Here is a 16300-nt window from a genome sequence, read left to right on the forward strand (position 1 = left end):
CTCCTACAGGGCATTCGCCAGTCGTCAAAGACCGCGTGATATCAAACGTGCGGGGTGGTGTGAGGTTTTTCCTGTGGGCTGGCGTATTGCGGCTTGAGCACGCCGTGGTTGTCCAGCAACCAGGCGTCCATCACTTTACGTACTACCGGGCCAGCTACGCGGCCACCGGCTTCACCGTTTTCAATCATCACCGAAATCACGATTTGCGGGTCTTCTGCCGGGGCAAAGCCGACGAACAAGGCGTTGTCACGGTTGCGCTCGGCAGTTTTCAAACGGTCGTAGCGCTCACCTTGCTTGATCGCCACCACTTGCGCCGTACCACTTTTACCGGCGATCCGGTATTGCACGCCCTGTGCCGCCGCCCGAGCGATGCCGCGCGGGTCATGCATCACCAATTGCATCGCGTGGTTAACCTGTTCCCACTCCTTGGGGTCGTGCAGCACGATGTTCGGCATCGGGTTTTCATCGACCGGTGGGGTGCTGTCGATGGTCTTGGCCAAGTGGGGACGGTTCCACACGCCTTTGTTGGCAATCAATGCGGTGGCTTGCGCCAGTTGCAGCGGCGTGACCTGCATGTAGCCCTGACCAATGCCCAGAATCACCGTTTCACCGGGGAACCAGGCTTGGCGGCGGGTGCTGCGCTTCCATTCGCGGGACGGCATCAAGCCTGACGACTCTTCAAACATGTCCATCGAGACTTTCTGGCCAAGGCCGAACATCGACATGTAGTCGTGCATACGGTCAATGCCCAGCTTGGACGCCAGATCATAGAAGTAGGTGTCGTTGGAGCGCATGATCGCCGCATTCAAGTCGACCCAGCCGTCGCCGCTGTGGTTCCAGTTGCGGTATTTGTGGTCAACATTGGGCAGTTGGAAATAGCCGGGGTCGAAGACCCGCGTCGAGGCTGAAATCACACCGCTGTCCAGACCGGCAATCGCCACTTCAGGCTTGATGGTCGAGCCCGGCGCATACAGGCCGCGCAAGGCCCGGTTGAACAGGGGTTTGTCGACCGAGTCACGCAGGGCCGAGTAATCCTTGGAGCTGATGCCGGTCACAAACAGATTGGGGTCGAAGCTGGGCTTGCTGACCATCGCCAGCACTTCACCGGTTTTCGGGTCGATGGCGATGATGGAACCGCGACGGTCGCCCAAGGCTTCTTCGGCGGCTTCTTGCAGGTGGATATCCAGGCTCAGGACAATGTTCTTGCCCGCCACTGCGTCGTGGTGGCGCAGCACGCGCATCACCCGGCCCTGGGCATTGGTCTCGACTTCTTCAAAACCCACCTGGCCGTGCAGTTCGTGCTCGTAAAAGCGCTCGATGCCGGTTTTGCCAATCGACTGGGTACCGCGATACTCGGTGGGGTCCAGTTGCTTGGCTTCTTTCTCGTTGATGCGCCCGACATAGCCCACCGAATGGGCAAAGTGATCGCCCTGCGGGTAATGGCGTACGAACTGGGCTTCGACATCAATACCCGGCAAACGGTACTGGTTGACCGCCAGCAGGGCGATTTGCTCTTCGGTCAGCTCGTAGAGCAGGGTCGAGGGGTCAAACGGATGCCGGGCCTGCTTCATGGCTTTGGTGAATACCGCGCGGTCTTCTTCCGGCAAGTGCAGGATGCTCATCACGTTGTCCAGCACCTTGGCGGTGTCGCCAGCGCGTTCACGGGTGATGGTCATGTTGAAGCTGGGCTGGTTATCCGCCAGCAGCACGCCGTTGCGGTCATAGATCAGGCCGCGTTCCGGCGGGATGGGCAGCACGTGAACCCGGTTGTTTTCAGACACGGTGGAGTTGTAGTCGAACTCGGTGACTTGCAGAAAATACAGGCGGCCGATCAGCGTGCAACTGATCGCCAGGACCAGCAGGGCGCACGCAATCAGTCTTTTATTGACCAGCCGTTTCTCGGTGTCGTGATCTTTAAGAGGGATCGGCTCGGGCATGTTCCGGGTGTCTCATGTCAGTAAACAAAAGTGCAGCAGCCCGCAGGACGATAACGGGCAACAAAAGTCGGCGCACACCTTACCAAGAAGCTGGGATTCAAGTCGGTTTATTGGTCGGTTGTTCAGCCAAAGCCGACAGTCTGCTGATGCGGCGGGCTGCTGTAAACTCGCTTCCTTTTAGGGGAACGATGGCGATGTTGCCTTTGATTGACTGGCGCCCGCGCGCGCTGTTGCAGAGCTTACACCTGGATTGGCTGCAACAGGCCGGTGTCGAGGTGGCGGTCTTGCGCCTGGATCAGATCGACACACTGATCAGTGGCAACAAGTGGTTCAAACTCACCGAGCACCTGACAGCCGCGCACGCCGCAGGCGCACAGGGTTTGATCAGCCTGGGCGGGGCTCATTCGAACCATTTGCATGCGTTGGCGGCGGCGGGCAAGCGCTTTGATTTTACGACGGTCGGTCTGTTGCGCGGCCACCCGCAACAGACCCCGACCACACTGGACCTTGAACGCTATGGCATGCACCTGCATTGGCTGGGCTTTGCCGGTTATCGGGCGCGGCATGCACCGGGCTTTTGGGCGCCCTGGCAGGCGCAATACCCTGGATTGCAGCCGGTTCCGGAAGGCGGCGGTGGGCTGCCGGGTGCGCGGGGCTGCATGACCCTGGTGCATCAAGTGCGTGAGCAACTGGCGGCGCCAGGTTGGGACGACTACGACGCCTGGTGGCTGGCGGCCGGTACGGGCACCACCCTGGCCGGCCTGGTGTTGGGTGAGGCGGGGCAGCACAAGGTGTACGGCGCGTTGGCGGTGCCGGACGATCATGGTGTCGCCCCGCAAATCGAAGCAATTTTGCAGGCAGCGGGGCATGTCGGGCGCGATTTTGAACTGATCGACGCCAGTCGTGGCGGCTTTGCCAAGGTAGATGAAGATTTGCTGGCGTTTATCCAGGCCAGTGAAGCGGCCAGTGGCTTGCCGCTGGAGCCTCTTTACACCGGCAAAGCCTTGATGGCGCTCAAAGCGGCGGTTGAGCAGGGGCGCATCGGCCGGGGGCAACGTCTGGTGTTCGTGCACACCGGCGGCTTGCAAGGCCGCCGGGGGTTTGCCTTCGCTTCGTAAACACCACCCCCGTAGGAGCGAGCTTGCCTCGCGATCTTTTGATCTTTAAGACAGCTCACCCCTAAGGCGTGAAATTAGCGTCCAGGCAGCATGCGCAGCAGGGTGTTGTCCTTAATCAGGTAGTGATGGCCGAGCCCGGCGAGGGCGTGCAGGCCGATCAGCCAGTAGCCGATAGTTGCGCCCAGTTCGTGCCAGCCTTTGATTTGCTTGGCGAGGTCTACGTTTTTCGCGGTCAGGGGCGGGATGTCGAGGCCATAGAAGAACACCGGCTTGTCGTTATGGCTGAGGATCAAATAACCCAACACCGGCATGGCGATCATGAACAGGTACAGCGCCCAGTGCATCAACGTGGCCAGCGCGCTTTGCCAGGCCGGGGGCGTGGGGATGATTTTCGGCGCGACGCCCAAGGTTCGCGCCAACAGCCGCAGCCAGACCAGCGCAAAAACCGTCAGGCCGAGCATAAAGTGGGCGTCTTTCATCAGGTTGCGACCGTCGCTGTCTTTCGGGAAGATGCCGCGAAATTCAATCGAGGCGTAAATCAGTACAAACAGCAGCACCATCAGCCAGTGCAAGGCGATGGAGACACGACTGTAGCGCTCAGGGGTGCTTTTCCAGGACATGGGGTTTCCTCACGGTTCAGGTTTAGCCTCCGTTCTTGTTCGACGGAGTGCTCACACTGTAATACGCCTGCCAGGGAAAAAGCTGAGGTGGGTCAGTTTTCAGGGTTGCCGGGCACGTTGGGCCATAGGTCAGACACCAAAAACAGCCGCTCGGCTTCTTCCCAGTCGCCGCTGCCGTTCTCAACCAGACGCACCATAAGCTGTGCCGGAGCCTGAGGATGCAACTCGGCCAGCCACACGCTGAGCTGTTGTTCGCTCCATAACCCCTCAGGCGTTGCGTGCGCCGGGGCCAGCCAGGCGTGGCGGGGCAGGGGTTGCCAGCAACCTTCAGCGCTCTGGTGGATAAAGGCGGGCCAATCACGCTGATGCAGCCAGCGCCCCCGTAAATGCTGCGGGTGTGCGCCTGCGGGTGAAAGCGCATGCCCCGGCCACGGGTACAGCAGGTAACCGCCCAGCCACAGGCTGGCAGTGAACGTCTGAATATCCAGCCTGGCCAGGATCTCCCGGCTTTCAGGGCGGTTGGACATTGGCAGTTGGTGCTGGCTGAAGTGTTTGAGTTTGCGGTCCAGGCGGTCATTGCTGCCGGGGCCCAGCCAGTTGCCGGGGTCGCGGCCATCGGCCTGCTGCGGGCCAAGGTACAGCTTGATCGCCAGTTCCAGGTGGTGAACCCCGTCACGGTCGCGCAGTAACAGGTCGAGTTCACCCAAGGTGTGACCGCCCAAGCGGATTGGCAGGTTGGCCGCGAGCAGTTCTACCCCCGGCGCATGCTTGACGGCAAACTGCCAGAGCCGCTCGTAATAGCGCCCCAGTCGGCGCGTGGTGGCCAACGCCAGCCACTGCTGCAACGGCTCACTGTGCTGGTCCAGCGCTCGCAACCAGTGCTCCAGTTGGTCCGGTGCCTGCACCCAGTCGCTGCCAGCCAGCGGGTGGCGCTGTGGCCACGGGGTTTGGCTGAGCATGGGCGGGGCGAGGATGACCCACGCCAAATCACGCACCTCAGGGTGACGTAATTGGCGGGGCAGGTTGAGCAAGTCGGGAAAGAGGATCATTGTGCGAGCATAGCTCCCGTAGCCTGAAAGGGTTTTGTCTATTGTCGTGTTTCGACCATAATCGCTGTTTTCGCACGCCTACAACCTTGCAGGAGCCTCATGGAGCAATTTCGTAATATCGGCATTATTGGTCGTTTGGGCAGTTCTCAGGTGCTCGATACGGTTCGCCGACTGAAAAAATTCCTGCTTGAGCGGCACATGCACGTGATCCTCGAAGACACCATTGCCGAGGTATTGCCCGGGCACGGCTTGCAGACCTCCTCGCGCAAAATGCTCGGCGAAGTTTGTGACATGGTGATTGTGGTGGGCGGTGATGGCAGTTTGCTCGGCGCGGCCCGCGCACTGGCCCGCCACAATGTCCCGGTGCTGGGCATTAACCGTGGCAGCCTGGGCTTTTTGACTGATATCCGCCCGGATGAGCTGGAAGTCAAAGTCGCCGAAGTGCTCGATGGCCACTTTAAAGTCGAAAACCGCTTTCTGTTGCAAGCCGAAGTCCGCCGTCACGGTGAAGCCATCGGCCAGGGCGATGCCTTGAATGACGTGGTGCTGCACCCCGGCAAGTCGACGCGGATGATCGAATTTGAAATGCACATCGACGGCCAGTTCGTCTGCAGCCAGAAGGCTGATGGCCTGATCGTCGCCACGCCCACCGGCTCTACCGCTTATGCCATGTCGGCAGGCGGTCCGATCATGCATCCCAAGCTGGATGCCATCGTGATTGTGCCGATGTACCCGCACACCCTGAGCAGCCGGCCGATTGTGGTCGATGGTAACAGCGAGCTGAAAATCGTTGTGGCCAAGGACATGCAGATCTACCCGCAAGTCTCGTGCGATGGTCAGAACCATTTCACCTGCGCGCCGGGCGATACCATTACCGTCAGCAAAAAGGCGCAAAAGCTGCGTCTGATCCACCCGTTGGACCACAACTACTATGAAGTGTGTCGGACCAAGCTCGGCTGGGGCAGCCGACTGGGCGGTAGGAGCGACTGATGCTCGATCCTGCGCGCAGTTACGATTTGATCGGTGACGTGCATGGCTGTGCTCATACCCTTGAGCACCTGCTGGAACGTCTGGGCTATCGCAAACTCGCCGGTATCTGGCGACACCCGCAACGGATGGCGGTGTTTCTCGGTGACATCATTGATCGCGGCCCGCGAATTCGCGAGTCGTTGCATATCGTTTACGACATGGTCCGGACCGGTCAGGCGCTGTGCCTGATGGGCAACCATGAATTCAACGCGCTGGGCTGGTGCACACCGGCCCCTCCGGGGAGTCGCAAAGAGTATGTGCGCGAACACAATGCGCGGCACACCCGGCTGATCCACGAAACCCTTGAGCAGTTCGCCCAGTACCCCGGCGAGTGGCACGACTTTGTGCAGTGGTTTTATGACATGCCGCTGTTTGTCGACGCCGGGCGCTTCCGGGTAGTGCACGCCTGTTGGGATGCAGATGTAATAACCCCGCTGCGCGCCCAATACCCTGACGGCTGTATCGATCAGCCGTTTGTACAGGCGGCCGCGTACGCTGACAGTTTTGCTCATCTGGCTTTCAACCGGCTGCTGCGCGGCACCGACATGCGCTTGCCGGATGGCCTGACCTTGACCGGCGGCGATGGCCTGACGCGGGCGTTCTTCAGGACCAAGTTCTGGGAGGACGACCCCAAGACCTACGGCGATATTGTCTTTCAACCCGACGCATTGCCTGAGCGCGTGGCGCAAAAGCCGTTGTCCTCGACAGAAAAAGGCACCTTGCTGCGCTATCCCGTCGATGAGCCGATGCTGTTTGTCGGCCACTATTGGCGCAGCGGTGAACCCGCGCCCATACGGCCAAACCTGGCCTGCCTGGACTACAGCGCGGTGCTCTACGGAAAATTAGTGGCCTACAGGCTTGATCAAGAAACCCGGCTCGATCCCGCCAAGTTTGTATGGGTGGATGTAGAGCGCCCGGAGGCTGTGCAATGAGTGTGGTGGAGGTTTTACGCTTACCGATTTCGGTCGACCTTGCAGGCTTTGTTGCATTGCTCAAACGCATGCAAGTGCCCCATAGAGTCAGCGAAGAGGCGGGCGAGCAAGTGTTGTGGGCGCCCTCCGAGATTGCTGACGATGTGCGCAGGCTGTATGAGCAATTCCCCTTGGGCGACCCTGATAACCAGATCCCGATTGCCGAACGCCCGGCGGCGATGGGCCGTCCCGGCTTTGCCCAGCAATTGAAGGCCAGCCCGGCCACTGCTGTGATCCTGCTGATCTGCATCATCGTGGCGGTGATCACGCAGTTGGGTGACAACCTGTCCACCTTGAGTGCATTGACCTTTGTCGGCTTTAACATTCATGGCCAGTACGTAGAATTCACCCCCTTGTCTGAAAGCCTTGCTTCCGGGCAATGGTGGCGCTTGATCACCCCGATGTTCATTCACTTTGGTGTCCTGCACATTGCCATGAACGGCATGTGGTTCTGGGAACTCGGGCGCCGGGTTGAAATACGCCAGGGCAGCATTAATCTGGTGGGCTTGAGTTTGTTGTTCAGCCTGGTGTCCAACTTTGCCCAATACCTGTTTGGCGGGCCCAGCTTGTTCGGCGGGTTGTCGGGTGTGCTCTACGGCCTGTTGGGGCATGTGTGGATTTATCAGGTGATGGCGCCCAACCCGGTTTACCACCTGCCCAAAGGCGTGCTGGTGATGATGCTGGTGTGGTTGGCGTTGTGCCTGTCCGGGCTGGTGTCGATGATCGGCTTTGGCGAAATCGCCAACGCCGCCCACGTCGGCGGGTTGCTGATTGGTTGCCTCACCGGTTTGCTGGGCGGGCTGTGGGCCAGCCGCAAACAGGTTTAATTTCATCCGTATTTCGAGAGTAGAAAAGCATGTCCTCTTTCAATGAAATGATTAAAAACATCACCCCTGATATCTATCAGAGCCTGAAACTGGCGGTCGAAATCGGCAAGTGGGCCGATGGCAACAAGCTGACCGCCGAACAGCGCGAGCTGTCGTTGCAGGCGATGATCGCCTGGGAAGTGCAAAACCTGCCCGAAGAAGAGCGTACCGGCTACATGGGCCCGCAAGAATGCAGCTCCAAGTCGGCGCCCGTGCCAAACATCCTGTTCAAATCGGATGCTATCCATTGATTGAGATTGGTCGCGGTGCAATCAGCAAAATGTCGGCAAGCCTGCAAGAGCCGACCGTTCAATATGCGTTTCGTTTGGGCGATACCGAGGTGCCGGTCAATCCGTTGATCGGGACTAAACTGCGTCTGGAGTTCCTGGGGGAGATCAACTGCACCCACTGTGGACGCAAAACCAAAAAAAGCTTCAGCCAGGGCTATTGCTACCCATGCATGACTAAACTGGCGCAGTGCGATGTGTGCATCATGAGCCCGGAGCGCTGCCATTACGACGCAGGCACGTGCCGTGAGCCATCGTGGGGCGAGAAGTTCTGCATGACTGACCATGTGGTGTACCTGGCCAATTCGTCAGGTGTGAAAGTCGGCATTACCCGTGCCACGCAACTGCCGACCCGCTGGCTGGATCAGGGCGCGAGCCAGGCGTTGCCGATCGTGCGTGTGGCGACGCGCCAGCAGTCGGGGTTTGTCGAGGACCTGCTGCGCACCCAAGTGGCCGACCGCACCAACTGGCGCGCACTGCTAAAGGGCGATGCACAGCCGGTGGATCTGGCGGCGGTGCGTGATGAGCTGTTTGGCAGTTGCGCAGAAGGCCTGCAGATCTTGCAAGAACGTTTCGGGCTGCAGGCGGTACAACCTTTGCATAGCGTCGAGCCCATCGAGATTCGCTACCCGGTCGAGCAGTACCCGAGCAAGATCGTGAGCTTTAATCTGGACAAAGACCCTGTCGTTGAAGGCACGTTGATGGGGATCAAGGGTCAATACCTGATCTTCGACACCGGCGTTATCAATATTCGCAAATACACGGCCTACCAGTTGGCCGTGCATCAGTAAAAAGGATTGCAGCATGCGCACCGAACAACCGCAAATGATCTACCTGAAGGATTACCAGGCGCCCGAGTACCTGATTGACGAGACGCACCTGACCTTCGAGTTGTTCGAGGACCACACGTTGGTTCATGCGCAACTGGTGATGCGCCGCAATCCCGCCCGTGGCGAGGGCTTCCCGGCCCTGGCGCTGGACGGCCAGCAACTGGAGCTGCTGTCGGTCAAGCTTGACGATGTCGAGCTGACCGCAGCGGACTACGAGCTGACAGACAGCCACCTGACCCTGCACCCGACCACCGAGCAGTTTGTGGTCGACACCAGCGTCAAGATCCACCCCGAATCCAATACCGCGCTGGAAGGCTTGTACAAGTCCGGCACGATGTTCTGCACCCAGTGCGAGGCCGAAGGCTTTCGCAAGATCACCTATTACCTTGACCGCCCGGACGTGATGAGCACGTTCACCACCACCGTGGTGGCCGAGCAGCATCGCTACCCGATCCTGCTGTCCAACGGCAACCCGCTGGCCAGCGGCCCCGATGAAGACGGACGCCACTGGGCGACCTGGGAAGACCCGTTCAAAAAGCCGGCCTACCTGTTTGCCTTGGTCGCGGGCGACCTGTGGTGCGTCGAAGACACGTTCACCACCATGACCAACCGCACCGTGGCGCTGCGCATTTACGTCGAACCCGAGAACATCGACAAATGCCAGCACGCGATGAACAGCCTGAAAAAATCCATGCGCTGGGACGAAGAAGCCTACGGCCGTGAATACGATCTGGACATCTTCATGATCGTTGCGGTGAACGACTTCAATATGGGCGCCATGGAGAACAAAGGTCTCAATATCTTCAACTCCAGCGCCGTGCTGGCCCGTGCAGAGACGGCGACCGACGCTGCTCACCAGCGGGTTGAAGCGATTGTTGCCCACGAATACTTCCACAACTGGTCGGGTAACCGCGTGACCTGCCGTGACTGGTTCCAGTTGTCGCTCAAGGAAGGCTTCACGGTGTTCCGTGATTCCGAGTTCTCGGCCGACATGAACTCGCGGGTGGTCAAGCGCATTCAGGACGTTGCCTTCCTGCGCACGCATCAGTTCGCCGAAGATGCAGGCCCGATGGCTCACGCCGTGCGCCCTGAGAGCTTTATCGAAATCTCCAACTTCTACACCCTGACTGTTTATGAGAAGGGCTCGGAAGTGGTGCGCATGCTGCAAACCTTGCTCGGCGCCGAGGGCTTTCGCAAGGGCAGCGACCTGTACTTTGAGCGCCACGACGGTCAGGCCGTGACCTGTGACGACTTCATCAAGGCCATGGAAGACGCCAATGGCGCAGACCTGAGCCAATTCAAGCGCTGGTACAGCCAGGCGGGCACCCCGCGTCTGGCAGTCAGCGAGCACTACGACGCCGCACAAAAAACCTACAGCCTGACCTTTGCTCAAAGCTGCCCGCAGACCCCGGACAAAGCTGAGAAACTGCCGTTCGTGATCCCGGTCGAGCTGGGCCTGTTGAATGCCCAGGGCGGTGAGTTGCCACTGCAACTGGCCGGCGAATCGGCGGCGGTCGGCACCAGCCGTGTTTTGTCAGTGACCGAAGCAGAGCAGACGTTCACCTTTGTCGGCATCAATGAAAAACCGCTGCCGTCCTTGCTGCGCGGTTTCTCGGCGCCGGTGAAATTGCAGTTTGCCTACAGCAGTGACCAACTGGTGTTCCTGATGCAACACGACACCGACGGTTTCAACCGTTGGGACGCGGGCCAGCAACTGTCGGTGCAAGTCTTGCAGACGCTAATTGGCCAGTATCAACGTGGCGAAACCCTGGTCATGGACCCGCGCTTGGTTGAAGCCCTGCGCAGCGTGCTGACCAATCCGCAGCTGGATCAGGCGATGGTGGCCGAGATGCTGTCGTTGCCGGGTGAAGCCTACCTGACCGAAATCAGCGAAGTGGCTGATGTTGATGCCATTCACACGGCCCGTGAGTTTGCGCGCAAGCAATTGGCCGACAGCCTGTTCGACGAGTTGTGGGCGCGTTATCAGGCCAACCGTGAGGTGTCTAAAGTCACGCCCTATGTGGCCGAAGATCAGCATTTCGCCCGCCGCAGCCTGCAAAATATTGCGCTGTCGTACCTGAGCCTCAGTGGCAAACCTGAAGTTGTGAAAGCCACACTGGAACAGTTCGAAAACAGCGACAACATGACCGAGCGCCTGAACGCGCTGGCGATACTGGTCAACTCGCCGTTTGAAGCTGAAAAAGCCCTGGCCTTGGCCAGTTTTGCCGAGCACTTCAAGGACAATCCGCTGGTCATGGACCAGTGGTTCAGCGTGCAGGCGGCCAGCCCGCTGCCGGGTGGTTTGCAGCGCGTTCAGCAACTGATGGAGCACCCTGCGTTCACCATCAAAAACCCGAACAAGGTCCGGGCCTTGATCGGTGCTTTTGCCGGGCAGAACCTGATCAACTTCCACGCCGCCGATGGCTCAGGCTACCGCTTCCTGGCGGATCTGGTTATCCAGCTCAATGCCCTTAACCCACAAATCGCCTCGCGGCAGTTGGCCCCGCTGACCCGCTGGCGCAAATACGACAGCGCCCGTCAGGCGCTGATGAAGGCAGAGCTTGAGCGCATTCGTAGCTCAGGCGAGCTGTCCAGCGACGTGTTTGAAGTGGTCAGCAAAAGCCTGGCGTAAATTCGGCGGCTGACAAGGCGCTGACCGGCTACTCGGTCAGCGCCTTTTTTGTGTGCATTGAACACCGGTAGTCGCTGAACAATGGAGCCGAGTTGAGAGGCAGCCAGCAACGTTTTACTGCGTCAAGCGTCACTGACCCGCCCCATTGCTGTAAGCCACGTTAGCGCTGTCGGTAACGGAATACCGCAGTTGTGATTGCTATTTATTTTTAGATACCTGCGCAAGGTTGACGCAATGGCGCCGACCAACTCCTTCTATGTGCAGGTACACCGCCATGACTGTTCCGCTCGCGCCCCCGTTATCCCTCGGCCGCACTGAACTGCTAAAACAGAGCCTTATCCATCAATTCGATGGCCGCCCAACACTGCGCGCGGTCATTGCTAATGCGCTGGAAAAGGCTCTTAAGTACCCCTTTTTAGGCTGGCGCGTAAAAGTTCACGTACAGCAGATGCAAATCGTCTGGTCCGTCGACGCCAATGAGAAGCCTTTGCCTGCACTGCGCTGCGTACCGTTGCTGGACGCCATGCTCGAGCACATTGCGGTCGGCACGCCTCTGAATTACAGCTACTACGAGTCAAAACAATGCTATCTGGTGCAACTGGCCGAAGGTGAAGTGCTCAGTGCCGATACCCCTTCATTCCTTGATATAACCACTGTTGAACGGGCTATGCGCCATGTGCTGCAGCACTGGATCTGGTCATTTCAGCAGGCGATGCTGGATTTCTGGAACGAGCCTGTGCCCGGCTATCAGAGCCGCACCTTATGGCTGGGACAATGGTTGAGTGACACCTTGCTGGCGGCCGCCAATAACTCGGCCGGTCTGAGTGATGAGCAGATTCAGGTGGTAAGGGGCATCGTCAGAACCCCTTTGTTAAGTGATCGCCTTCAGCAACTGCGGTATCGGGAGCAGCCTAAGGTCTACTTCGCCCAGATGGTGCTGGGCGGGGATGGTCCGACGGTCAATCTGCTGCTGCCTGATCTGTTGATTGTGCATGGCGTTAACGGGCAGGAGCAGCTTTTGCAGTGCCGACCAGGCGGGCACATCGAGTCCTTTGCTACGCTCGGAGCGTATGAGCGCGTGCTGGGTCGGACACTCCCGCACCGTTACCCGGCCAAGACCCTGACCTGCAAACGTTACGAACCCGCAGGTCACTGCTTGCAGGTGCAAGCGATGATCGTGCTCAACAACCAGCTCGAACGCATAACCTCGCTGGTGGACCGGGCAACCTCCGGCGTGCGTACGCTGGTTCAACTTGAACAGCACTTAAGGGACATTACCGACCCCGCAGCCATCGTCGAAGACGATGAGCTGCCGGCATCCGAGCCGCTGGCTCGCGTGTACAACGCCTTACCGGCGTGGTTACGCACCGCGCCTGTGCAAGATCGATTTGCTTACCGTTCGCACCTCACCGACCTTGCGGACATCACCCGCAAGGCCCGAGGCCGGGTTTTCAACGAAGGCATTGCCGACCTTCACACCTGGGCCAGGCAACAGTTGCAGCACAAGATGCGTCAGGACCAGCCGCTGGCACCGGGGTATGACCCGGATGACCTTATGCTCGACTTTGCAGTGCCTTCCGGGCCGTTTGGCACCGCCGGGCAGGTGCACACTGTCACGTTTACGTTGACCGAGCTGGCCCTACAAAACCTGGTGGCCTGGCCGGGTGGTCACATGACACTGCGACATAAACACAACCAACTGATTCAAGACTGGTGGCTCACCCCTGCCTACATCAAGCAGCTCATTTGGCGAATGAATATCGGTGAGGTCTATCCAGGCTTGATCCGTCGGCTGCTGCTGGACGATGCGCCCGAAGCCCTGCGTCGCGAAGGCTTGTATGTTGAGCAGTTGCGGGTGTCTTTGCCTTTGCTTGCGCTGGAAATGAAGCTGCAGGGGCAGGGGGGATTGACCGACTGGGGCTACCGGTGTGTAGCAGCCTTGATGCGGCCCCATGCCGAGACCCGCGTGTTAGAAGGGCAGACAGTGAACATCTGCCCGTTGGGCCTGGTGAAACACCCTCGCGCGGTGCCTGATTTTGTGAGCAACTTCTATGTGATCGGTACTGGCAACCCGTTAAACGGGCGGTGCGTGCTGTACCGACCACTGTTCAAGGAGGCGCTGATTGAGTATGCCTCGGTGCAAGAAATGCTGGATGCGTTCACGCATGCAGGTTCTTTGCGCGACAGCGTGCTGGACTGGTTGCCGGATGCGGCACGATCCAGCTATGCCGACAGTGCCTTGAGCCTTGCCCGTCGACCCGCACAGGCACAGTTCTTTACTCAGCCGCTGAACAGTCACTTCAAGCATGACCTGTTTCTGGGTACCGCTCGGGCGCTGGCGATGCTGGCTGAACGGCAAACCGTCTCGAATACTGAAAGCCGTTGGGCGAGCCTTAAAACGGGAGGCTGGTTGTTGCTGAACAGTGTGCTGGGGTCGCCGTGGGTCAAAGGTCCGCTGGCGTTGCTGGGGTGGGTGTATTTGACCATCACGGCAGTTCGTCAGGATGTTCAAGTGCTGCAAAGCGATGATGAACGTGCCCGGGCACCTGCGATTATCGACCTGCTGTTCAATATTGCTCTGGTGCTGCTGCATGGGGTGCCACGCTCGCCGGTAGTCAGTCTGGCGAATGAAAAGCCTGAACCGTGGCTGGCCTCCGTCGATGAAGCCCCTCTGATCGATAAGCCCCAGGCCCCTGTCGAGGTCAAGACTGGGCAGGTGTATTTTTTGGATGTCCCGGTGGGTAATAATCTCAGTGCCCTGGATTTTACGTGGTTCAACAATCCGAGAGTTGACTTCACACCCGCACAACTGTTTTGGCTGGACCGCAACCGGGGGCCGGACATCGGTACGGCCAAGCCTATTGCACACGGTCAACGCAAAGGCCTGTATGTCACGAAAAATGGCTGGTGTGCGGTGGTGCGGGGCTTCAGTTACCAGGTGTCCCTGGAGGACGAGGGCGTTGTTACCGTTAACCCGGGCAACCCACTGGATACAGGTCCTTGGTTGCGCAGTGACGGGGCAGGCACGTGGGATTTTGACACCGGCATGCGCTTGCGCGGTGGCGGACCCGGCCGTCGCAAGGCGTTGGATGAGCGACTGGCGCAACGCAATCGTCAGGTGAGTGAGCTAACGCGAAGGCTTGAAGTCTTTGTGGAGGGGGAAAAAACCACCAATGACAAAATCATTGAAGAGCTGGGCAGAGCCCTGGAAGCCACGGAGGGTGAGAGAAGCCAACAGTTTACTCATATGGAAAAGAACCTGCGGATCAAGTATTTGCGCACCGTGTTGGACCACGCCAAGGCCGATCTTGTGATGGGGCTAGAGAATATACAGGCCCGTCACGCTTTAAAGCCGGACCCACAGGACCACCACATCCTTGGTAGTTTTTACCGATCACTGTGCATGGTGTCGACCAATATGCTCTTTGCCCATAATGTTCAGGGCGGGCTGTTGAGGCAGTTGCATCCAGTTTTCAATACCCATGAGGCGCTTACGCTGGACGCCGCCGGCACAGCGCAGTATGTCGGGTTCAAACGTGACTTGCTGAAAGTCCAGATCCAACAAGTCGAAGAGTTTCAGACCCTCAAACGCTATCATCAAGCGCTCAAGGATGTGCCCCGTGTGGGCGAGAAAATGGCCCGTGAACAGGTGATCGGACAGTTCTTCACGGACGCCACCGGCATGGACCGCGAGGGCACGGAAATGGACTTTCAAAACCTGGTGTTAAGAACGTTGTGTGACCTGATGCCCAAAGACCTGTTTGGTGAGGTCTGGGAACGATTGAGCGCCATTACCGGACCCTTGGGCTATACGGTTGCGGCGCATTCGCAACTGGCCGACAGAACCCTGTTCACGTATGGCGAGCGCATCGAAATTCTGGAGAGCGTGCGTGAGCAGTATGCCAAGGCTCATGACGCCCTGGCGCTGTTGCAACTGGAGGTGGGCGAGCAGTTGAATATGGCTGATTACCACCGGCTGAACGAAGTGCTCGAAAGGCTCAATGTGACGGTAGAGCAGGAACTGGCCCAAGAAATCAAGGAACATGATGAATGGCTGCCTCAGCAACAGCAACCCGGAACCTCCAGCGCCCAGCGCTCTGCGCGACGAATGATACGCACGCGCAATCAAGGCATTCTGATCGGCGTCGCCCGTGCTCGTGCATCTGAGCAGGAGCCGGAAGTCGTCGATGTCATGACTCCCACGTCTACTGTCGACCGCCGTACGCAAAGTCCTGAACCCGATAATCCCAAGCTTGTGTTCACCCGATCACCCGAGAGCACGTGGGACGAGATCCAAAGGCCGTTGCCTCGACAGGATGGCCGCGCATTGGGAGCTATTCGTAGTCAGTGCAATACGTTGCTGGGCAAACTCGATGAAAAAATCAGGCTGGTGAAACTGTACTCGGGCCGCTCCAGATACCCGCTGGAGATGGAAGAAACCCTGGAGAGAGAGGCGCAAAAGCTGGACGTGCTGATCGCTGAAATTGAACGCACCTTTACCAATGAACCGGTCGTGGACAAACCCAAACCGGGTACTCCGCGTTCATTGCTCAAGCGCTTGCGCGAAGGGGCAACCAAGTTGCGCGAGCAAGGGGTCTGGGTGCTTAAGTCGGTGCCGCCGACCACACCGGTGGTTGAGTTTCTGTTGAGCAAAGGCGAGGTCAGCCTGGTGCGCATTGGTCAGCGTGTGGTTTTGAAGGGGGAGCGTCGGGATGTGGTTCAAGAGTACGAGGTGCGTACTAAAAACAACCAGGTGCTGTGGTACGCGCATCTGCATTACCCCGACCTCACCACACCTGCTAAATCGCCGTCGGCGGCGCATTTCAAGCTCAAGAATCAGCGTTATGACAGCCAGGCCAGCCTGGCTGCCAAAGGGAAAACGGCTACGGTGCATTACGGCAAAATCAGCGAAAAAATGCTCAATGATCGTTTTTGGCCCCTGGAAGGCTAAACGCTTCTGG

Annotated in this window: 11 protein-coding genes; 8 read left to right on the plus strand and 3 right to left on the minus strand. The window is 58.8% G+C overall.

Annotated elements, in window-relative coordinates; all coding sequences use genetic code 11:
• Positions 1 to 41: 41 nt before the first annotated feature.
• The gene (gene mrdA / locus TU84_RS15065) at positions 42 to 1937 is read right to left on the minus strand and encodes a penicillin-binding protein 2 (protein ID WP_048370234.1); all 1896 of its coding nucleotides are present in this window, start codon (positions 1935 to 1937) and stop codon (positions 42 to 44) included.
• Between the two features lie 194 nt (positions 1938 to 2131).
• Between mrdA and TU84_RS15070 the strand changes: the two genes are divergently transcribed.
• A complete protein-coding gene (locus TU84_RS15070) occupies positions 2132 to 3055 on the plus strand; it encodes a 1-aminocyclopropane-1-carboxylate deaminase/D-cysteine desulfhydrase (protein ID WP_048370235.1) in 924 nt (307 codons plus the stop codon).
• 74 nt (positions 3056 to 3129) lie between these two features.
• On the opposite strand, the gene TU84_RS15075 is transcribed toward TU84_RS15070, so the two are convergent.
• Together TU84_RS15075 and TU84_RS15080 are read right to left on the minus strand one after the other, a co-directional pair.
• The gene (locus TU84_RS15075) at positions 3130 to 3675 is read right to left on the minus strand and encodes a cytochrome b (RefSeq protein WP_048370237.1); all 546 of its coding nucleotides are present in this window, start codon (positions 3673 to 3675) and stop codon (positions 3130 to 3132) included.
• Positions 3676 to 3767: 92 nt separating this feature from the next.
• The gene (locus TU84_RS15080; protein WP_048370238.1) at positions 3768 to 4724 is read right to left on the minus strand and encodes a DUF1853 family protein; all 957 of its coding nucleotides are present in this window, start codon (positions 4722 to 4724) and stop codon (positions 3768 to 3770) included.
• 99 nt (positions 4725 to 4823) lie between these two features.
• On the opposite strand from TU84_RS15080, the gene TU84_RS15085 reads away from it, so the two are divergent.
• The 7 genes from TU84_RS15085 (at position 4824) to TU84_RS15115 (ending at position 16290) form a co-directional block, all read left to right on the plus strand.
• Positions 4824 to 5714: an NAD(+) kinase gene (locus TU84_RS15085; protein WP_048370239.1), complete on the plus strand. Its 891-nt coding sequence runs from the start codon at positions 4824 to 4826 to the stop codon at positions 5712 to 5714.
• Positions 5714 to 6685 (plus strand): metallophosphoesterase, encoded by a 972-nt coding sequence (locus TU84_RS15090; protein ID WP_048370242.1) that lies wholly within the window; start codon positions 5714 to 5716, stop codon positions 6683 to 6685. The genes TU84_RS15085 and TU84_RS15090 overlap by 1 nt, the downstream gene beginning before the upstream one ends.
• Entirely contained in the window at positions 6682 to 7551 is an 870-nt protein-coding gene (locus tag TU84_RS15095; RefSeq protein ID WP_048370244.1) for a rhomboid family intramembrane serine protease, read from the plus strand. The genes TU84_RS15090 and TU84_RS15095 overlap by 4 nt, the downstream gene beginning before the upstream one ends.
• Positions 7552 to 7580: 29 nt before the next feature.
• A complete protein-coding gene (locus TU84_RS15100) occupies positions 7581 to 7841 on the plus strand; it encodes a YeaC family protein (RefSeq protein ID WP_048370246.1) in 261 nt (86 codons plus the stop codon).
• Positions 7838 to 8668: a DUF2797 domain-containing protein gene (locus tag TU84_RS15105; RefSeq protein ID WP_048370248.1), complete on the plus strand. Its 831-nt coding sequence runs from the start codon at positions 7838 to 7840 to the stop codon at positions 8666 to 8668. Before TU84_RS15100 ends, TU84_RS15105 begins: the two co-directional genes overlap by 4 nt.
• A 13-nt stretch (positions 8669 to 8681) precedes the next feature.
• Complete coding sequence (pepN, locus tag TU84_RS15110; RefSeq protein WP_048370250.1) at positions 8682 to 11339, plus strand: aminopeptidase N; 2658 nt, start codon at positions 8682 to 8684, stop codon at positions 11337 to 11339.
• Positions 11340 to 11613: 274 nt separating this feature from the next.
• Positions 11614 to 16290 (plus strand): dermonecrotic toxin domain-containing protein, encoded by a 4677-nt coding sequence (locus TU84_RS15115; RefSeq protein WP_048370252.1) that lies wholly within the window; start codon positions 11614 to 11616, stop codon positions 16288 to 16290.
• Positions 16291 to 16300 lie beyond the last annotated feature (10 nt).

This window comes from Pseudomonas helleri (genome assembly GCF_001043025.1).
GTDB lineage: Bacteria > Pseudomonadota > Gammaproteobacteria > Pseudomonadales > Pseudomonadaceae > Aquipseudomonas > Aquipseudomonas helleri.

What these genes read in the sequence shown, in the direction of transcription:
- mrdA (WP_048370234.1), bottom strand. Translation starts at nt 1,937, where the DNA reads ATGCCCGAGCCGATCCCTCTTAAAGATCACGACACCGAGAAACGGCTG.
- TU84_RS15070 (WP_048370235.1), top strand. Translation starts at nt 2,132, where the DNA reads ATGTTGCCTTTGATTGACTGGCGCCCGCGCGCGCTGTTGCAGAGCTTA.
- TU84_RS15075 (WP_048370237.1), bottom strand. Translation starts at nt 3,675, where the DNA reads ATGTCCTGGAAAAGCACCCCTGAGCGCTACAGTCGTGTCTCCATCGCC.
- TU84_RS15080 (WP_048370238.1), bottom strand. Translation starts at nt 4,724, where the DNA reads ATGATCCTCTTTCCCGACTTGCTCAACCTGCCCCGCCAATTACGTCAC.
- TU84_RS15085 (WP_048370239.1), top strand. Translation starts at nt 4,824, where the DNA reads ATGGAGCAATTTCGTAATATCGGCATTATTGGTCGTTTGGGCAGTTCT.
- TU84_RS15090 (WP_048370242.1), top strand. Translation starts at nt 5,714, where the DNA reads ATGCTCGATCCTGCGCGCAGTTACGATTTGATCGGTGACGTGCATGGC.
- TU84_RS15095 (WP_048370244.1), top strand. Translation starts at nt 6,682, where the DNA reads ATGAGTGTGGTGGAGGTTTTACGCTTACCGATTTCGGTCGACCTTGCA.
- TU84_RS15100 (WP_048370246.1), top strand. Translation starts at nt 7,581, where the DNA reads ATGTCCTCTTTCAATGAAATGATTAAAAACATCACCCCTGATATCTAT.
- pepN (WP_048370250.1), top strand. Translation starts at nt 8,682, where the DNA reads ATGCGCACCGAACAACCGCAAATGATCTACCTGAAGGATTACCAGGCG.
- TU84_RS15115 (WP_048370252.1), top strand. Translation starts at nt 11,614, where the DNA reads ATGACTGTTCCGCTCGCGCCCCCGTTATCCCTCGGCCGCACTGAACTG.